This window comes from Nocardioides sp. URHA0032, assembly GCF_000620645.1.
Classification (GTDB): Bacteria; Actinomycetota; Actinomycetes; order Propionibacteriales; family Nocardioidaceae; genus Nocardioides.
Genome location: NZ_JIAV01000015.1, coordinates 53,983 through 70,930, shown reverse-complemented (window position 1 = coordinate 70,930; position 16,948 = coordinate 53,983). Strand labels below are relative to the sequence as shown.

Sequence of the window (16,948 nt, the reverse complement as noted above, 5' to 3'; positions counted from 1 at the left end):
CCCTGAGACGTCGCTGGGCTCGTCCGAAGAACTACTCGTCGGCCTCGACGCTCAGCGTCATCTTCTTGAGCAGCATGGCGAGCGTCGCGCGCTCGTCGGGGGTCAGCACGTGGACGACCTCGTCCTCGCCCGCTCCGCGCAGCTCCATCGCCCGCCGCCAGACCTGGGCGCCCTTCCGGGTCACCTCGACGTCGACCCGGCGCCGGTCCTCCTCGGCGGCCCGGCGCTGGATCCAGCCGGCGTTCTCCAGCGCATCGAGGCGACCGGTCATGCCGGCGTTGCTGATCTCCAGGTCGGCGGCGAGGGCCGACGGGCTCGCGTGGCCCGGGGTGTCCCGGATCATCAGCAGGTGCAGGGTGTCGTACTCGAAGTCCTGCAGCCCGGTCTCGATCAGGGCCTCCTGCTTGACCGCCCGGAAGTGCTTGGTCAGGCGTCCGATCCGCACCACGATCGCCTCGACGTCGTCCTCGAAGTGGACGTCGATCCAGTGGTCGCGCCAGCGCGCGACGTGCCGGTCGGCCCAGTCCTCGGTGGCCCCCTCCATGGCGCCATCCTAGGCGTTAGTTCGTTGACGAATAGTTCGTCAGCGAAGCATCATGTCCCGGTGAGCACCCTGGACGCGGCACCGGCGGGCACGGACCGGCCGCTGCGGCACCGCAACTTCCGGCTGCTGGTCACGGGTACCGCGACCAGCACGCTCGGCAACACCATCACCCCGGTGGCGCTGGCGTTCGCGGTGCTCGACCTCGGTGGCTCCGCCTCCGACCTCGGTCTCGTCGTCGCGCTGTACGCCCTTGCCGACGTGGTCACCGTGCTGTTCGGCGGTGTGCTCGGCGACCGGGTCCCGCGCCAGCTCATGCTCGAGGGCTCGTCCGCGGCGTGCGCGGTCACGCAGGGTGTGGTCGCGGCGCTGCTGATCGGCGGGTGGGCGACGATCCCCCTGCTCGGCGCGATGGGGGTGCTCAACGGCTGCCTCGGCGCGCTGAGCCAGCCGTCGGCCTCGGCGATGACCCGGGTCACGGTCCCGGCCGGGCTGGTCGCGAAGGCCGTGGCGCAGCGGGCGCTGCTCCAGACCAGCGCCGGCGTGGTCGGGTTCGCGGTGGGCGGCGTGCTCGTCGCAGGGGTCGGCTCCGGCTGGGCGATCGGCGTCGACGCCGCGACGTTCGCGATCGCGGCGTACTGCTTCTCCCGGCTCGACGTCCCGCACACCCGCCAGGAGGGCGCGCGTCCGACGTTCCTGAACGACCTCGGTGACGGCCTCCGCGAGGTCCTGCGGCACACCTGGCTGTGGCTGCTGATCGGGCAGGCGCTGCTCTACCACCTCTTCTACGGCGGCGCGCAGTCCGTGCTCGGCCCGATCGTGATCGGGGACCAGTTCGGCCGGTCGTCGTGGGGCCTCGCCCTCGGGACGCTGATGGCCGGGTTCGTGGCCGGCGGCCTCCTGTGCCTGCGCTGGGAGCCGCGCCGCAGCCTCTTCGTCGGCACCGCGCTGCTCTCGTTGACCGCGGCGTTCCCGCTCGCGATGGCGTTCAGCGACCACCTGCTGCCGATCCTGGTGGGCGCGTTCCTGCACGGCTTCGGGCTGCAGGTCTTCGACGTCCAGTGGCAGGTCGCGATCCAGCAGAACATCCCCGAGGAGAAGCTCGCCCGGGTCTACTCCTTCGACATGGTCGGGTCGTTCGTGGCGCGCCCTCTCGGTCTGGTGCTGGTCGGGCCGATCGCGGCGGTCGTGGGCTTCGACACCTGGCTCGTGGTGATCGGCCTGGTGATGGGCTGCTCGTCCCTGCTCGCGCTGCTCTCCCCCGACGTACGCCGCCTGCAGCGCTCCTGACCGGTCCAGTCCGGTGCGGGACTGTTTGCCCGAACCGGCCGCAGTCCGCCCCGGCGGCTGGCACCGTCGTCGGTGCTGACCTACTGGGGGGTAGACACGATGCGTATGTCTGGGTCCACGCGCGCGCCTCGCGCGCTCCGTCTTCCGGCTCTCGCGGCCGCTCTCGCCTGCTGCCTCGGCTCGCTCGCCGTGCTGCAGCTCAGCGAGGGCGGTGCGGACGCGCGCACGCCTGTCTCGTGCACGACTGTCGCGAACGCGTTCGGCCCGGCGACGGGATGGACGGAGTTCGTCGAGGGGAGCGGAACCCGCGGTTCCGAGTCCGAGGGCGCCATCGCGTACGGCGGCAACCACAGCGCCGGCGGCATGACCGTGGGGACCCGGCTCGCGTCGGCGTTCCCGGCCGGCTCCGCCGCGCTGGTGATCGCCGGCAGCCACGGCAGCTACAACCTCCAGAAGGGCAGCGCCTACGTCACGCCGCAGTCGGGAGTGAACTTCAACGGGGGTGCCGGCGCCGGCTACCTCGCCAGCAACCCGGTCGACTTCGGCACCGCGTTCAGCCAGCTGCGCGCGCTGTCGACCGCCTGGGGCGCCGCGACCGCGACCGGCACCGTGACCAACGGCACCGCGGGCGGCAACCCGGCGCTGGTCCTCACCGGCACGGACAGCTCGCTGAACGTGTTCGACCTGACACCCGCCCAGGCCGCCGACCTCGCGGCCGGCAAGCACGTCGGCTACCACGTGCCCGGGAGCGCGACCACGATCATCAACGTGCCCGGCACGTCGGTGAGCCTCGCCGGCCAGATGTGGGACGTCTCGGCGGGCGCGAGCCAGGTCAACGACACCGTGATGGCGTCGTACCCCGGCATCATCTGGAACTTCCCGGACGCCACGACGCTGACGATGAGCTACGGGTCCGCCTGGGGCGGCCACATCCTGGCGCCGAACGCGGCGTTCACGGTCAGCTCGGTCGGCCACACGATCGGCCAGGTCATCGCCAAGAGCTTCGCGTCGGGCTTCGAGACGCACCAGAACCTGCTGCCGAGCAGCTCCTGCGTGCCGACGCCGCCCCCGACGCCGGGCACCCCGGACGTCACGATCACCAAGTCGGCGTCGACCGCGACGCCGCACGGCGGTGACACCTTCACCTACACGCTGACCGCCCGGAACGTCGGGAACGACGACGCCACCGGGGTCGTCGTGCACGACGCGCTCCCCAGCGGCGTGACGTTCGTGTCGGCCTCGGCCCCGTGCACGCAGGCGGCCGGTGTCGTGACGTGCAGCGTCGGCAACCTCGCCGCCGGCGCCTCGACCACGATGACCGTGACGGTGACCGCGAATCCCATCGCCGGCGCCGGCCCGTCCTCGCAGCCGCAGGCCTACCACTGGCTGACGCCGTACCACCCGGAGGTGCAGGTGGACCTGGACCCCGGCCAGCAGCGGAGCGTCACGCTCGCCTGCAACCCCGGTGACATCCTGAGCGACGGCGACTTCCGGATCGACCACGTCGACCAGGGCACGGGCACGTTCTCGGACGTCACGGTCCTCAGCTCGCAGAGCACCGGCATCAGCACCTGGAAGGGCGTGATCCGCAACGACGCGACCGGCCGGGTCCAGGCCAAGGCGTTCATCGTCTGCCTGCCGGGACAGACCGAGGCCGCCGACCGCCAGACCGGGCACGGCGACAGCCACCGGCACCCGCTGCTCGCCGACGCGGCGCCGGCCACCGCCACCCAGGCGCTGCCCGCCGGCCGTACCTCGGTGACCCTGACCTGCGGTGCCGGGACGGTGCCGGTCGCGCCGGGCTACGACCTCTCGTCGGGCGCCGCCGTCCTCGTCGGGTCGGAGACCGACCAGGACGCCCGGACCTGGACGTTCACCTTCGACGCCGCCTCGCCGGTGACCGCCACGGTCTCGGCGCGCTGCCTGCACACCACCGTCGGTCCGGTGCTCGGCCACACCCACGAGCTGCGGTTCACCCACGTCGTCGACACCGTCTCGGTGCCGGGCGACACCGCTGCCGAGGGCAACCAGTTCAAGGTGACCTGCCCCGACGACGCCAAGGGCGTGGTCGCGACCTTCGACCTGCCCCCGGGCGTGCAGCACTGGGGCAACGACCCGCGGCTCAAGGAGCGCGCCTTCCGGCTCTTCAACCGGAGCGGGTCCGCCCAGAACGCCACCCTCGACCTGGTGTGCCTGCACGACCGGACGACCACGGAGCGGATGGGCACGACCGAGCCGGTGACGGTCGAGAACGTCGCCACGGTGACGTCGACCTCGGCCGACGCGAACCCGGCCAACAACAGCGCCGGCGCGACGGTGACCGTGAAGCCCGGCGCGGACACCGCCGGCTTTGTCGGCGCCGGCCGGGTCTCGGGGTCGTCGTTCTCGATGCGGATCGTCTCCTCGATGCCCGGCCGGGGCGCGCTGACGGTGCGGTCGGGCGGCACGCTGCTCGCCCGTGGCTCGGTGGGGCTGAAGCCGGGGCGGTCGGCCACGGCCTCCCTGCATCTGAGCGCCGCGGCCAGGCGGCACCTGGCGAAGCTGGACCGGGTCAGGATCACCGTCGACCCGTCCCGCGGCCGGCCCGTGTCGAGGACGGTCAGCGTCCTGTCGTAGGTCCGGTCGTGGGCCTCAGACGGGGAGGCCGCGGCTGCGCAGCTCGGTGCGCAGCCCGGGCGCCCCGGTGAACAGGATCGCGTCCATGCCGAGCGCCGCGGCCGCCTCGACGTTGCGGGGGCTGTCGTCGACGAAGGCGAGGCGGTCCAGCGACAGACCCGCCCGCTCGGCGGCGATCTCGAAGGCACGGGGGTCGGGCTTCGCGACCTTCACCTCACCGGAGACGACCACGGCGTCGAGCAGCCGGAGCACCGCGAACTGCTCGGCGGCGTACGGGTAGTAGAGCTCGTCGGACCAGTTCGTGAGGCCGACCACCGGGACGCCGGCGACCTTCAGGTCGCGCACCACGTCGAGCGAGCCCGGCACCTCGCTGAGCGAGGCCGGGAAGTGCGTGAGGTAGGCCTCCGCATGCTCGAACCAGTGCGGGTGGGTGCGGCGCACCTCGGCGACGCCGTCGGCCCACCGCCGGCCGCTGTCCTGCTCGTGGTTCCAGGCCATGAAGTCGAAGTCCTCGGCGTCCAGGAACCGCCGGGCCTCGTCGGCACCGACCCCCGCCGCGATGGCGAGGGCCGGTTGCCAGCTGATGAGGACGTTGCCGAGGTCGAGCACCACACCGGCGGGAGGCTTGTTCACCGACCTCACGCTAGCGAGGTCAGCAGCGACCGCCGGCCCTGACCCGTCGGGCCGTTGGTACTTCGCTTCGCTCAGGACCACCGTTCCGACGCGGGCACGAACTCCAGCGTGCGGGCGCCGGTGTAGATCTGCTTGGGGCGCGCGATCTTCTGCTCCTTGTCCTGGACCAGCTCGGACCACTGGGACAGCCAGCCCGGGGTGCGGCCGATCGCGAACAGGACCGTGAACATCTCCGGCGGGAACTGGAAGGCCTCGTAGATCAGGCCCGAGTAGAAGTCCACGTTGGGGTAGAGCTTGCGCTTGACGAAGTACTCGTCCTCGAGCGCGATCTTCTCCAGCTCCTGGGCGATCTCGAGGAGCGGGTTGACCCCGGTCACCTCGAAGACGTCGTCGCAGGCCTTCTTGATGATCTTCGCGCGCGGGTCGTAGTTCTTGTAGACGCGGTGGCCGAAGCCCATCAGCCGCTCGTTGCCGTCCTTCACGCCCTGGATGAAGGCGGGGATGTTCTCCTTGCTGCCGATCCGCTTGAGCATCCGGAGCACGGCCTCGTTGGCACCGCCGTGCAAGGGGCCGAAGAGGGCGCCGACACCCGCCGCGACCGCGGAGTACGGGTCGACCTGCGAGGAGCCGACGGAGCGGACCGCGTTGGTCGAGCAGTTCTGCTCGTGGTCGGCGTGCAGGATGAACAGCACGTCGAGGGCCTTGACCAGGCGCTCGTCGGCGTCGAACTTCTGCTCGCTCATCTTGAACAGCATCGACAGGAAGTTGGCGGTGTAGCTGAGCTCGTTGTCCGGGTAGACGAACGGCTTGCCCTGCGCGTGGCGGAACGACCAGGCGCCGAGGGTCGGCATCTTCGCGATCATCCGCACGATCTGCATGTGCCGGTTGTCGGCGTCGCTGATGTTGCGCGCGTCGGGGTAGAACGTCGAGAGAGCGCCCACCGACGCCATCAGCATCCCCATCGGGTGCGCGTCGTAGCGGAAGCCCTGCATGAACTCCTTGACGTTCTCGTGCACGAACGTGTGGTAGGTGATCTCGTGCACCCACGACTCGTACTCCTCCTTGGTGGGGAGGGATCCGTGGACGAGGAGGTACGCGACCTCCAGGAACGAGGACTTCTCGGCGAGCTGCTCGATCGGGTAGCCGCGGTACTCGAGGATGCCCTTGTCGCCGTCGATGTAGGTGACGGAGCTCCGGCAGGACGCGGTGTTGACGAAGCCCGGGTCGTAGACGGCCAGCCCCGGCGTGTCGCCGTCGGTCCTGATCTGTCCCAGATCCGCGGCCTTGATGGTGCCGTCGGTGATCGGGACCTCGTACTCCTGTCCGGTGCGGTTGTCGCGGACGGTGAGAGATTCAGTCACCCTCTCAACTTAGACTGCGACTCAACGGCTGGCGAAACCGCGTCTCGAAACCTCGGCCCGTCCCGGACCGCGCACTGCGGTTTTGACCTGCGCGGACGCGCCCCCGTACTCTTGTCAGTCGCGCCCCTGCCGCGCTCCGACCCGCCACGGGATCGGGGTGCAGACCCGGACTCCTCGTCACACAGGACCAGCCGGGCAGTGTTCGTCAGAAGGCGTCGCACCACCACCCGGACGGCACAGGGTCGCCCGGGCCCTACGAACGAAGGAAGTTCCTCCGTGCGCACGTACAGCCCCAAGCCCGGCGACATCACGCGCGAGTGGCTCGTCATCGACGCCACCGACGTCGTCCTCGGCCGCCTCGCGGTGCAGACCGCCAACCTCCTGCGCGGCAAGCACAAGCCGATCTTCGCCCCGCACGCCGACACCGGTGACTTCGTCATCATCGTCAACGCGGAGAAGGTCGCCCTGTCCGGCGACAAGAAGACCACCAAGATGGCGTACCGCCACTCCGGTTACCCGGGCGGTCTGTCCTCGACCCCGATCGGTGAGATCCTGGAGAAGGACGCTCGCAAGGCCATCGAGAAGGCCGTGTGGGGCATGCTGCCGAAGAACAAGCTCGGCCGTCAGATGCTGAAGAAGCTGAAGGTCTACTCCGGGCCCAACCACCCGCACCAGGCCCAGAAGGCCATTCCGTTCGAGATCAAGCAGATCTCCCAGTAATCGTCTGATTCGTCGAGAAATTCTGAGTGAGGAACATCGTGGCCGACACCACCGAGGTCGAAGAGACCTACGAGACCGACGAGCAGGGCATCGCCTACAGCTCGGAGAGCTCTCCTTCCGCTGACACCCCCGCCCGTCCGGCGACCATCGCCCCCGCCGCGGCCACCGGCCGCCGCAAGGAGGCCGTCGCGCGCGTTCGCATCGTCCCCGGCACCGGCCAGTGGACCGTCAACGGCCGGGCGCTGGACTCCTACTTCCCGAACAAGCTGCACCAGCAGGTCGTGAACGAGCCGTTCGCCGCGCTGCAGCTCGAGGGCCGCTTCGACGTCATCGCCCGCATCCACGGCGGTGGCATCACCGGTCAGGCCGGTGCGCTGCGCCTCGGCGTGGCTCGCTGCCTGAACGCGATCGACGTGGAGGCCAACCGCCCGTCGCTCAAGAAGGCCGGCCTGCTCACCCGTGACGCCCGCGTCATCGAGCGCAAGAAGGCTGGTCTCAAGAAGGCCCGCAAGGCGCCTCAGTTCTCGAAGCGCTAAGTACGACGCGCATGCCGCGCATCTTCGGCACGGACGGGGTCCGGGGCCTGGCGAACGGTCAGCTGACCGCGGAGCTGGCCCTGGACCTTTCCGTTGCCGCTGCCCGGGTCCTGGCCAGCCGGGGCGAGTTCGAGGGCCATCGCCCGCTCGCCGTGGTCGGCCGGGACACGCGCATCTCGGGACAGTTCCTCGAGCACGCCGTGGTCGCCGGCCTGGCGTCGGCCGGCGTGGACGCAGTCCGGCTGCGGGTGCTGCCCACCCCGGCCGTCGCGTACATGACGCAGGCGCTCGGTGCCGACCTCGGCGTGGTCATCAGCGCCTCGCACAACCCGATGCCGGACAACGGCATCAAGTTCCTGGCCCGCGGCGGGCACAAGCTCGACGACGCCGTCGAGCGTGAGATCGAGCAGCACCTCGACGAGCCGTGGGAGCGCCCGCTCGGCGGCGACATCGGCCGGGTGACGCCGTACGCCACTCCCGTCGAGGAGTACGTCGAGCACCTCGTCTCGACCATCGACAAGCCCCTCACCGGGATCAAGGTCGTGCTCGACTGCGCCCACGGCGCGGCGTACCGGGCGGGTCCGGCCGCGCTGCTTGCCGCGGGCGCGGAGGTGATCGCCATCGGCATCGAGCCCGACGGCCTCAACATCAACGACGGCTGCGGGTCGACCCACCTCGGGCCGCTGCGGGCGGCGGTGCTGGAGCACGGCGCCGACGTCGGCTTCGCCCTGGACGGCGACGCGGACCGCTGCCTCGCGGTCGACCACGCGGGCAACGACGTGGATGGCGACCAGATCATGGCGATCCTCGCGCTCGGCATGGCCGAGACCGGGCACCTGGCGAAGAACACCGTCGTCGCCACGGTGATGAGCAACCTCGGCTTCGTCCAGGCCATGCGGGCGGCCGGCATCGGCGTACGCCAGACCAAGGTCGGCGACCGCTACGTGCTCGAGGCGATGAAGGTGTCCGGCTACTCCCTCGGCGGCGAGCAGTCGGGCCACGTGATCATGAGCGAGTACGCCACCACCGGCGACGGCATCCTCACCGCCCTGCACGTGCTGGAGCGGATGGCCGCGACCGGCGAGTCGATGGCCTCGCTCGCGTCGGTGATGACCCGGATGCCGCAGGTGCTGGTGAACGTCCCCGGCGTCGACAAGGCGCGCGCGGACGACGACGCCGTGCTGGCGGCCGCGGTGGCCGAGGAGGAGGCCGCGCTCGGTGAGACCGGCCGGATCCTGCTGCGACCGTCCGGCACCGAGGCGCTGGTGCGGGTGATGGTCGAGGCGCCGACCCAGGACGAGGCGCAGTCGGTCGCCGACCGCCTCGCCGAGGTCGTGAGGAGCCAGCTCGCGCTCTGAGCCGAGCGGCGCTCGTCGGTCGCTACCGGGCTGCGGGCTTGTTCGTCGGTCGAGTAGCCGTCGCGACGGACGAGCGGCGGCGTGTCGAGACTCGCGGGCGGGCTGCCGGGTCACCGGGTCTCGATACGCTCGCTGGCGCTCGCTACTCGACCACCGAGGGTGGCCTCGATCTGGCGCTCAGAGCTTCCGGAGCCGGACGTAGCGCACCGAGTGGTCGCGGTCCTTGCGCAGCACCAGCGTGGCGCGCGACCGGGTCGGCAGGATGTTCTGCGAGAGGTTGGGCCCGTTGATGGTGTCCCAGATCCGGGTGGCCTCGTCGACCGCACCGTCGTGCGACAGGGCGGCGTACTTGGAGAAGTAGGACTCCGGGTCACGGAACGCGGTCTCGCGCAGCCGCAGGAACCGGTCGACGTACCAGTTCCGGATGTGGCGGGTGCCGGCGTCGACGTACACCGAGAAGTCGAAGAAGTCGCTCAGCGTGAGGCCGGCGCGGCCGTCCTCGCGCACCCGGGTCGGCTGGAGGACGTTGAGCCCCTCGATGATGACGATGTCCGGCCGCTTCACGACGACCTTCTCGTCGGGGAGCACGTCGTAGGTGAGGTGCGAGTAGACCGGGGCCTCGACCTCGTCCCTGCCGGACTTGATGTCGACCACGAAGCGGAGCAGGGCGCGGCGGTCGTAGGACTCCGGGAAGCCCTTGCGCTGGAGCAGCCCGCGGCGCTCGAGCTCGGCGTTCGGGTAGAGGAAGCCGTCGGTGGTCACGAGCGCGACGTTGGGGTGCTCGGGCCAGTGGGCGAGCATCTGCTGCAGCACGCGCGCGGTCGTGGACTTGCCGACCGCGACCGACCCCGCGAGACCGATGACGAACGGTGTCCGCTGCGGCTGCACCTGGTGCAGGAACTCCTCCTGCCGGCGGTAGAGCCGGCCCGCGGACTCGACGTACATGCTCAGCAGTCGGGACATCGGCAGGTAGATCTGCTGGACCTCGTCGAGGTCGAGCTGCTCGCCGAGGCCGCGCAGCTGACGGATCTCCTCCGCGGTGAGCGGGTTCTCCACCTCGGCGGCCAGTGCCGCCCAAGCGGAGCGGTCGAGCTCGAGGTACGGCGATGACTCCTCGTGCGCACCGCCGTTCGGAGACATGGCCGCGATTCTTGCAGGGGGCCGTCGATACAGTGAGGCCCATGTGCGGGATCGTGGGTTACGTGGGTCACAAGGGCGCCCAGGAGGTGGTGGTCGAGGGGCTCCGGCGCCTGGAGTACCGGGGCTACGACTCCGCCGGGATCGCGCTGGTCGTGGACGGGGCGCTCGCGACCGAGAAGCGGGCCGGCAAGCTCGCGAACCTCGAGAAGGCGATCGCCGATGACGCGCTCCCCGCGACCACGATCGGCATGGGGCACACCCGCTGGGCCACGCACGGCGCGCCCAACGACGTCAACGCGCACCCGCACGCGGGGCCGCAGCGCCGGGTCGCGCTGGTGCACAACGGCATCATCGAGAACTTCGCCGAGCTGCGCGCCGAGCTCGAGGCCGGCGACCACCACCTGCTGTCGGAGACCGACACCGAGGTCGCCGCGCAGCTGCTGGAGCTCGAGGTGCTCGGCGGCGCGGACCTGACCGAGGCGATGCTCGCGCTGGTACGCCGCCTCGAGGGAGCCTTCACGCTGGTGGCGGTCGACGCGCTCGACCCGTCGCGGGTGGTGGCGGCGCGACGCAACTCGCCGCTGGTCGTGGGGATCGGCGAGGGCGAGAACTTCCTGGGCTCCGACGTCGCGGCGTTCATCGAGCACACCCGCGAGGCGATGGAGCTCGGCCAGGACCAGGTCGTGACGATCACCCGCACCGCGGTCGACGTGCGCAACTTCGACGGCTCGCCCTCCGAGGGGCGCCGCTACCACGTCGACTGGGACCTGTCGGCGGCCGAGAAGGACGGCCACGACTGGTTCATGCGCAAGGAGATCTTCGAGCAGCCGCGCGCCGTGGCCGACTCCCTGCTGGGCCGTCGTACTCCCGAGGGCCACCTGCAGCTGGACGAGATGCGGCTCTCGGACCAGGAGCTCCGCGACGTCGACAAGATCATCATCATCGCGTGCGGCACGTCGTTCTACGCGGGCATGGTGGCCAAGTACGCCATCGAGCACTGGTGCCGGATCCCGGTCGAGGTCGAGCTGGCCTCGGAGTTCCGGTACCGCGACCCGATCCTCGACTACTCCACGCTGGTCGTCGCGATCAGCCAGTCCGGCGAGACCGCGGACACCCTGCAGGCGATCCGGCACGCGCGGGAGCAGCGGTCGAAGGTGCTCGCGATCTGCAACACCAACGGCTCCACGATCCCGCGTGAGTCCGACGCGGTCATCTACACCCACGCCGGACCGGAGATCGGGGTCGCCTCGACCAAGGGCTTCCTGACCCAGCTGGTCGCGTGCTACCTGCTCGCGCTGTACCTCGCGCAGGTCAAGGGCACCCGGTACGGCGACGAGATCTCGCAGGTGATGCGCCAGCTGGAGGCGATGCCGGACCACATCGCCTCGGTGCTGTCGTCGGCGCCGTCGATCTACTCGCTGGCCCGCGAGCACGTGGACACCCGGTCGGTGCTGTTCCTCGGCCGGCACGCCGGCTACCCGGTCGCGCTCGAGGGCGCGCTCAAGCTGAAGGAGCTGGCGTACCTGCACGCGGAGGGCTTCGCGGCCGGCGAGCTCAAGCACGGCCCGATCGCGCTGGTCGAGGACGGGCTGCCGGTGCTCTGCGTCGTGCCGCCGGCCGGCCGGGACCAGCTGCGCGACAAGATGGTGAGCGGCATCCAGGAGGTGCGCGCCCGCGGCGCCCGCACCATCTGCCTGGTCGAGGAGGGCGACGACGCGATCACGCCGTACGCCGACGTCGTGATCCGGCTGCCGCGGGTCCCGGTGCTGCTGCAGCCCCTGGTCGCCGTCGTACCCCTGCAGCTGTTCGCGTGCGAGCTCGCGACGGTGATGGGCCACGACGTCGACCAGCCCCGCAACCTCGCCAAGTCCGTCACGGTCGAGTAGTGATCATCGGCGTAGGGATCGACGTCGTCGACATCGAGCGCTTCGGGGAGTCCCTGACGCGGACCCCGGGGCTGTCGGCCCGGCTGTTCACCGAGTCCGAGGCCAAACGCCCGCTGGCCTCGCTCGCCGCGCGGTTCGCCGCCAAGGAGGCGCTCGCCAAGGCCCTCGGCGCCCCCGCCGGCCTCGCCTGGCACGACGCCGAGGTGGTGTCGGAGTCCTCCGGTCGGCCGCTGTTCTCGCTCCGCGGGTCCGTCGCCGCCAGCGCCGCCGAGCTCGGCGTCGCCGCCGTGCACCTCTCGCTGTCGCACGACGCCGGCATCGCCAGCGCCGTGGTCGTGCTCGAGTCCGCCTGATCGCGGCTAACGTCGGGCCCATGAGGAGCGCGCACACGGTCGAGCAGGTGCGGGCGGCCGAGGCGGCGCTGATGCGCACGCTGCCGGAGGGCGCGCTGATGCAGCGGGCCGCGGCCGGGCTGGCGTACGCCGTGATCGACCTGCTCGGGACGGCGTACGGCCGACGGGTGCTGCTGCTGGTCGGGTCCGGGGACAACGGCGGCGACGCGCTGTACGCCGGGTCGCTGCTCGCCCGCCGGGGCGTGCAGGTCGAGGCGTGGCTGCTGTCGGATCGGGCGCACGAGCAGGGGGTCCGGGCGCTGGGGGCCGCCGGCGGCCGGGTCGTCCGCCCCACGGCGGCGCATACAGGTGCGAGAGGCGGACGACCCGATCTCGTGATCGACGGGATCGTCGGGATCGGCGGTCGGCCGGGGCTCGGGGACGACGCGCAGGAGGCGTTGCGATCAGTCGAGGGCGTCCCGGTGGTCGCGGTCGACACGCCGAGCGGCGTCGACGTCGACAGCGGCGAGCTCGACGGTGCGCACGTCCGCGCCGACGTGACCGTCACGTTCGGCACCCACAAGGTCGCGCACCTCGTCGACCCGGCCGCCGCCGCCTGCGGTGTCGTCCACCTCGTCGACCTCGGCCTCGAGCTCCCGGAGGCGCAGGTCGAGGCGCTCCAGCCCGGCGACGTCGCGCGGCTGCTCCCGCGGCCCACGCCGGACGCGCACAAGTACACCCGGGGCGTGGTCGGGATCCGCGCGGGCAGCGCGCAGTACCCGGGCGCCGCCCTCCTCAGCGTGGCCGGCGCCACCAGTGGTCTCTGCGGCATGGTCCGGTACGTCGGGGAGGCCGCCGACACCGTCCGGGAGGTCCACCCCGAGGTGGTCGGCGCCGGACGCGTGCAGGCCTGGGTGGTGGGCTCCGGCGGCGGAGAGGACGCGAAGGAGGAGCTGGCCGTGGCGCTCGGGGACGGCGTCCCGCTCGTCATCGACGCCGACGCCCTCCGCCACCTGACCGCTCCGCCCCCCGACGCCGTCCTCACCCCCCACGCCGGCGAGCTGGCCGCGATGCTGCACGTCGACCGCGACGAGATCGAGGCCCGGCCGCTGCACCACGCGCGGCGGGCGGCCGAGGAGTACGGCTGCACGGTCCTCCTCAAGGGCCGGCACACCCTCGTCAGCCACCCGGACGGCCGGACCCGGGTCACCACGACCGGCACCGCCTGGCTCGCGACCGCGGGTGCGGGCGACGTGCTCGGCGGGCTGGTCGGGGCGCTGCTCGCCACCGGGCTCTCGCCGTACGACGCCGCCTCGGTCGGGTCCTGGCTGCACGGTGCCGCCGCGACCCTGGCGAGCCGGGGCGGACCGCTGGTGGCGAGCGACGTCGCACACGCGATCCCGGACGCCGTGCGGGGCCTGCCGACCCGGTGATGGGAGAATCGGGGCCATGAGCCCGGTCGCGCGTGCAGAGATCGTCGTCGATCTCGCCGCGATCCGGCACAACGTCCGCACCCTCCGCGAGCTGACCGGCGTGCCGTCGATGACCGTCGTCAAGGCGGACGGCTACGGCCACGGGATGCTCGAGGTGGCGCGGGCCGCGCGCGCGGCGGGCTCGGAGTGGCTCGGCGTGGCCACCATCGACGAGGCGCTCGCGCTCAGGAGCGCCGGCGACCGGGGGCCGATCCTCTGCTGGCTCACGGTCCCGGGCGAGGACTGGGCGGCCGCGATCGACGCCGGCATCGACGTCACCGCCTACGGCGTGGCCGAGCTCGACGAGATCGCCGCCACCGGCCGGCCCGCCCGGGTCCAGCTGAAGGTCGACACCGGGCTCTCCCGCGGCGGCGCCGCGCTCGCCGACTGGCCCGACGTCGTACGGCGCGCGCAGCAGGGCGAAGCGGACGGCAGCTGGCGGATCACCGGCCTCTGGTCGCACTTCGCCGCCAGCGACGAGCCCGACCACCCCGCGAACGACGCCCAGCAGCGAGCCTTCGAGCAAGCCCTGGAGCTGGCCGCGGACCTCACCCCCGAGGTCCGTCACCTCGCCAACTCCGCCGCGGGCATCCTGCGCCCGGAGAGCCGGTTCGACCTGGTGCGGTTCGGCCTCGCGTCCTACGGTCTCGACCCCGCGCCCGGCCGGACGCCGGACCTCGGCCTGGTGCCGGCGATGACCGCGCGCGCCACCCTCGCGATGACCAAGCAGATCCACGCCGGTGATGGGGTGTCCTACGGCCACACCTGGATCGCGGACACCGACACCACCGTCGGCCTCGTGCCCGTCGGGTACGGCGACGGCATCCCGCGGCACGCCAGCAACGCCGCCCACGTGCTCGTCGACGGCAAGCAGCGGGCGATGCGCGGCCGGGTCTGCATGGACCAGTTCGTGGTCGACCTCGACGGCGACACCCCCGAGGCCGGCAGCGACGTCGTCCTCTTCGGCCCCGGCACCCACGGCGAGCCGACCGCCCAGGACTGGGCCGAGGCCGCCGGCACCATCTCCTACGAGATCGTCACGCGGATCGGCGGCCGACCGACCCGGAGGTACACGGACCAGTGAGGACCCGCACCCACCTGATCGGCGCTACGGCGACCGCTCTCGGCCTGGCGGCCGCGGGCGCCGGCGTCGCCGCCCAGCAGCGCCGCCGGATCGCCCGGCGCTCGCCCGGCGAGCGACCGGCGTTCGGCAGCCTGCGCGCCGACCCGGTGACGGTCGTCGCCGAGGACGGCACCCCGCTGCACGTCGAGGTCGACGAGGCCGACTCGGCGGTTACGCTGGTGTTCTGCCACGGCTACTCGCTGAACCTCGACTGCTGGCACTTCCAGCGGGAGCACTACCGCGGCCGGATCCGGTCGGTCTACTACGACCAGCGGTCGCACGGCCGCTCCGGCCGGTCCCCGATCGGCCACGCCACCATCGACCAGCTGGGCCAGGACCTGGTGAGGATCCTCGAAGAGGTCGTGCCCGACGGCCCGGTCGTGCTCGTCGGCCACTCGATGGGGGGCATGACGATCGTCGCGCTGGCCCAGCAGCACCCGGAGCTCTTCGGCGACCGGATCGTCGGCACCTCGCTGATCTCCACGACCGCGGGTGGACTCGACCCGAGCCGCATCCTGTTCCCGATGATGCCGACCTGGGCCGGCTCCGGGGCGATGCACCGCGGGGTGGCGACCCTGGCTCGCGGCCATCGCGCCGTCGACGGCCTGCGCCGGCTCGGGCGCAACGTCGCGCTGGTGGCGACCGACCAGCTGGCGTTCGGCGACCACGTGCCGGCGTCGTACGTCGAGTTCGTCGACAGCATGCTCGCGGCCACGCCGTTCGAGGTGGTCGCGGAGTTCTTCCCGGGCTTCGGCCAGCTCGACAAGTTCGACCACGTCGGCGTCCTCGCGAACGTGCCCACCACGATCATCTGCGGCACCGAGGACAAGCTCACCTCGATCGGCCACAGCCGCAAGCTGCACGGCCGGATCGACGGCTCCACGCTCCTGGAGTGCCACGGCGCCGGGCACATGGTGATCCTCGAGCGGTACGACGAGGTGGACGGCGAGCTCGACAAGCTGCTCGCGGCGGCGGGGGTCGGCGCGTGACGCTCGAGGTTCGCCGCGTCGGCCCGGAGTCGGCGGCGCAGGTGCTGGCGGTCGTGCGGGCGGCCTTCGCCGCCCGCCCCGAGCTGGACCCGCCGGCGGCCGCCCTGTCCGAGACCGAGGACTCGATCGCGCGGAGGCTGGCGGCGAACGGCGGGCTGCTGGCCTGCCTCGACGGCGAGCCGGTCGGTGCGCTGGTGCTGGACCCGGTCGGCAGCACGACGTACCTCCGCCGCTTCGGCGTGCACCCCGACGCGCAGGGGCACGGTGTCGCCGCCGCGCTGATCGAGGCCGCGGTCGAGGCGGCGGGCGACGCCGAGGACCTCACGGTGGTCGCGCGCGAGGAGCTCCCGGCCACGATCCGCTTCTGGGAGCGGCAGGGCTTCCGCGAGATCCGCCGGGAGCAGCCGTTCGTCGAGCTGCGCCGCCCGCTGCGCACGCACGCCTTCCAGGTCCCCGACGCCGACGCGATGCGCGCCCTCGGCCGCTCGCTGGCCGGCCAGCTCACGAAGGGCGACCTGATCGTGCTCAGCGGCGAGCTGGGCGCCGGGAAGACCACGTTCACCCAGGGCCTGGGCGCGGGGCTGGGCGTGCGGGGTGACGTCACCTCGCCGACGTTCGTGATCGCCCGCGTGCACCCGTCGCTGATCGGCGGCCCGGACCTCGTGCACGTCGACGCCTACCGCCTGGGCGGTCTCGACGAGCTGGACGACCTGGACCTCGACACGTCCCTCGACGACGCCGTGACCGTGGTCGAGTGGGGCGAGGGGCTGGCCGAGGGCCTGTCCGAGTCGCGCCTCGAGGTCGCGATCGTCCGGGGCGACGCCCCACACGACGGCCTCGACCCGCGGCGGGTCGAGATCGCTCCTGTCGGCCCGCGCTGGCACGCGTTGTCCTTCCGGGGTCTCGGCTGATCTAGGCTGGGGCGTCGTCCCACCTGAGTCGCGAGGAATC

At 72.0% G+C, this 16,948-nt stretch carries 15 protein-coding genes; 11 read left to right on the top strand and 4 right to left on the bottom strand.

The annotated features are described in order from the left end of the window. Window positions 1-31: 31 nt before the first annotated feature. A complete protein-coding gene (locus tag N538_RS0104740) occupies window positions 32-544 on the bottom strand; it encodes a MarR family winged helix-turn-helix transcriptional regulator (RefSeq protein ID WP_028636346.1) in 513 nt (170 codons plus the stop codon). Between the two features lie 60 nt (window positions 545-604). On the opposite strand from N538_RS0104740, the gene N538_RS0104735 reads away from it, so the two are divergent. Together N538_RS0104735 and N538_RS0104730 are read left to right on the top strand one after the other, a co-directional pair. Then, window positions 605-1,831 (top strand): MFS transporter, encoded by a 1,227-nt coding sequence (locus tag N538_RS0104735; protein WP_051548792.1) that lies wholly within the window; start codon window positions 605-607, stop codon window positions 1,829-1,831. Window positions 1,832-1,936: 105 nt separating this feature from the next. Further along, entirely contained in the window at window positions 1,937-4,447 is a 2,511-nt protein-coding gene (locus N538_RS0104730; RefSeq protein WP_028636344.1) for a choice-of-anchor A family protein, read from the top strand. A gap of 15 nt (window positions 4,448-4,462) precedes the next feature. Here the strand turns inward: N538_RS0104730 and N538_RS0104725 are convergent, their stop codons facing one another. Both N538_RS0104725 and N538_RS0104720 read right to left on the bottom strand, forming a co-directional pair. After that, entirely contained in the window at window positions 4,463-5,080 is a 618-nt protein-coding gene (locus N538_RS0104725; protein WP_036569514.1) for an HAD family hydrolase, read from the bottom strand. A 71-nt stretch (window positions 5,081-5,151) separates the two neighbouring features. Further along, on the bottom strand, window positions 5,152-6,441 hold the full coding sequence (locus N538_RS0104720; RefSeq protein ID WP_028636342.1) for a citrate synthase: 1,290 nt from the start codon (window positions 6,439-6,441) through the stop codon (window positions 5,152-5,154). A gap of 276 nt (window positions 6,442-6,717) precedes the next feature. Between N538_RS0104720 and rplM the strand changes: the two genes are divergently transcribed. The 3 genes from rplM to glmM are packed head-to-tail and all read left to right on the top strand — an operon-like array spanning window position 6,718 to window position 9,055. Continuing rightward, window positions 6,718-7,161: a 50S ribosomal protein L13 gene (rplM, locus tag N538_RS0104715; RefSeq protein ID WP_028636341.1), complete on the top strand. Its 444-nt coding sequence runs from the start codon at window positions 6,718-6,720 to the stop codon at window positions 7,159-7,161. 38 nt (window positions 7,162-7,199) lie between these two features. After that, window positions 7,200-7,697 (top strand): 30S ribosomal protein S9, encoded by a 498-nt coding sequence (gene rpsI / locus N538_RS0104710; protein WP_028636340.1) that lies wholly within the window; start codon window positions 7,200-7,202, stop codon window positions 7,695-7,697. 11 nt (window positions 7,698-7,708) lie between these two features. Continuing rightward, window positions 7,709-9,055 carry a phosphoglucosamine mutase gene (gene glmM, locus N538_RS0104705; protein ID WP_028636339.1) on the top strand — a complete coding sequence of 449 codons (1,347 nt, stop codon included), beginning with the start codon at window positions 7,709-7,711 and terminating at the stop codon, window positions 9,053-9,055. A 177-nt stretch (window positions 9,056-9,232) separates the two neighbouring features. Here the strand turns inward: glmM and coaA are convergent, their stop codons facing one another. After that, on the bottom strand, window positions 9,233-10,195 hold the full coding sequence (coaA, locus tag N538_RS0104700; RefSeq protein ID WP_028636338.1) for a type I pantothenate kinase: 963 nt from the start codon (window positions 10,193-10,195) through the stop codon (window positions 9,233-9,235). Window positions 10,196-10,236: 41 nt separating this feature from the next. Here coaA and glmS point away from each other — a divergent pair, with 41 nt between their 5' ends. From glmS to tsaE, 6 genes are read left to right on the top strand one after another with little or no spacing between them, the layout of a single operon-like run. Next, a complete protein-coding gene (gene glmS, locus N538_RS0104695; RefSeq protein WP_028636337.1) occupies window positions 10,237-12,081 on the top strand; it encodes a glutamine--fructose-6-phosphate transaminase (isomerizing) in 1,845 nt (614 codons plus the stop codon). After that, window positions 12,081-12,434 carry a holo-ACP synthase gene (locus tag N538_RS0104690; RefSeq protein ID WP_028636336.1) on the top strand — a complete coding sequence of 118 codons (354 nt, stop codon included), beginning with the start codon at window positions 12,081-12,083 and terminating at the stop codon, window positions 12,432-12,434. Before glmS ends, N538_RS0104690 begins: the two co-directional genes overlap by 1 nt. A gap of 20 nt (window positions 12,435-12,454) precedes the next feature. After that, a complete protein-coding gene (locus N538_RS0104685) occupies window positions 12,455-13,846 on the top strand; it encodes a bifunctional ADP-dependent NAD(P)H-hydrate dehydratase/NAD(P)H-hydrate epimerase (RefSeq protein ID WP_028636335.1) in 1,392 nt (463 codons plus the stop codon). A gap of 16 nt (window positions 13,847-13,862) precedes the next feature. After that, window positions 13,863-14,969, top strand: coding sequence for an alanine racemase (gene alr / locus N538_RS0104680; RefSeq protein WP_028636334.1), 1,107 nt, complete (start codon window positions 13,863-13,865; stop codon window positions 14,967-14,969). Beyond that, a complete protein-coding gene (locus N538_RS0104675) occupies window positions 14,966-15,997 on the top strand; it encodes an alpha/beta fold hydrolase (protein WP_028636333.1) in 1,032 nt (343 codons plus the stop codon). Before alr ends, N538_RS0104675 begins: the two co-directional genes overlap by 4 nt. Beyond that, complete coding sequence (gene tsaE, locus N538_RS27865) at window positions 15,994-16,908, top strand: tRNA (adenosine(37)-N6)-threonylcarbamoyltransferase complex ATPase subunit type 1 TsaE (RefSeq protein ID WP_081790290.1); 915 nt, start codon at window positions 15,994-15,996, stop codon at window positions 16,906-16,908. The genes N538_RS0104675 and tsaE overlap by 4 nt, the downstream gene beginning before the upstream one ends. The last annotated feature ends 40 nt before the right edge of the window (window positions 16,909-16,948 follow it).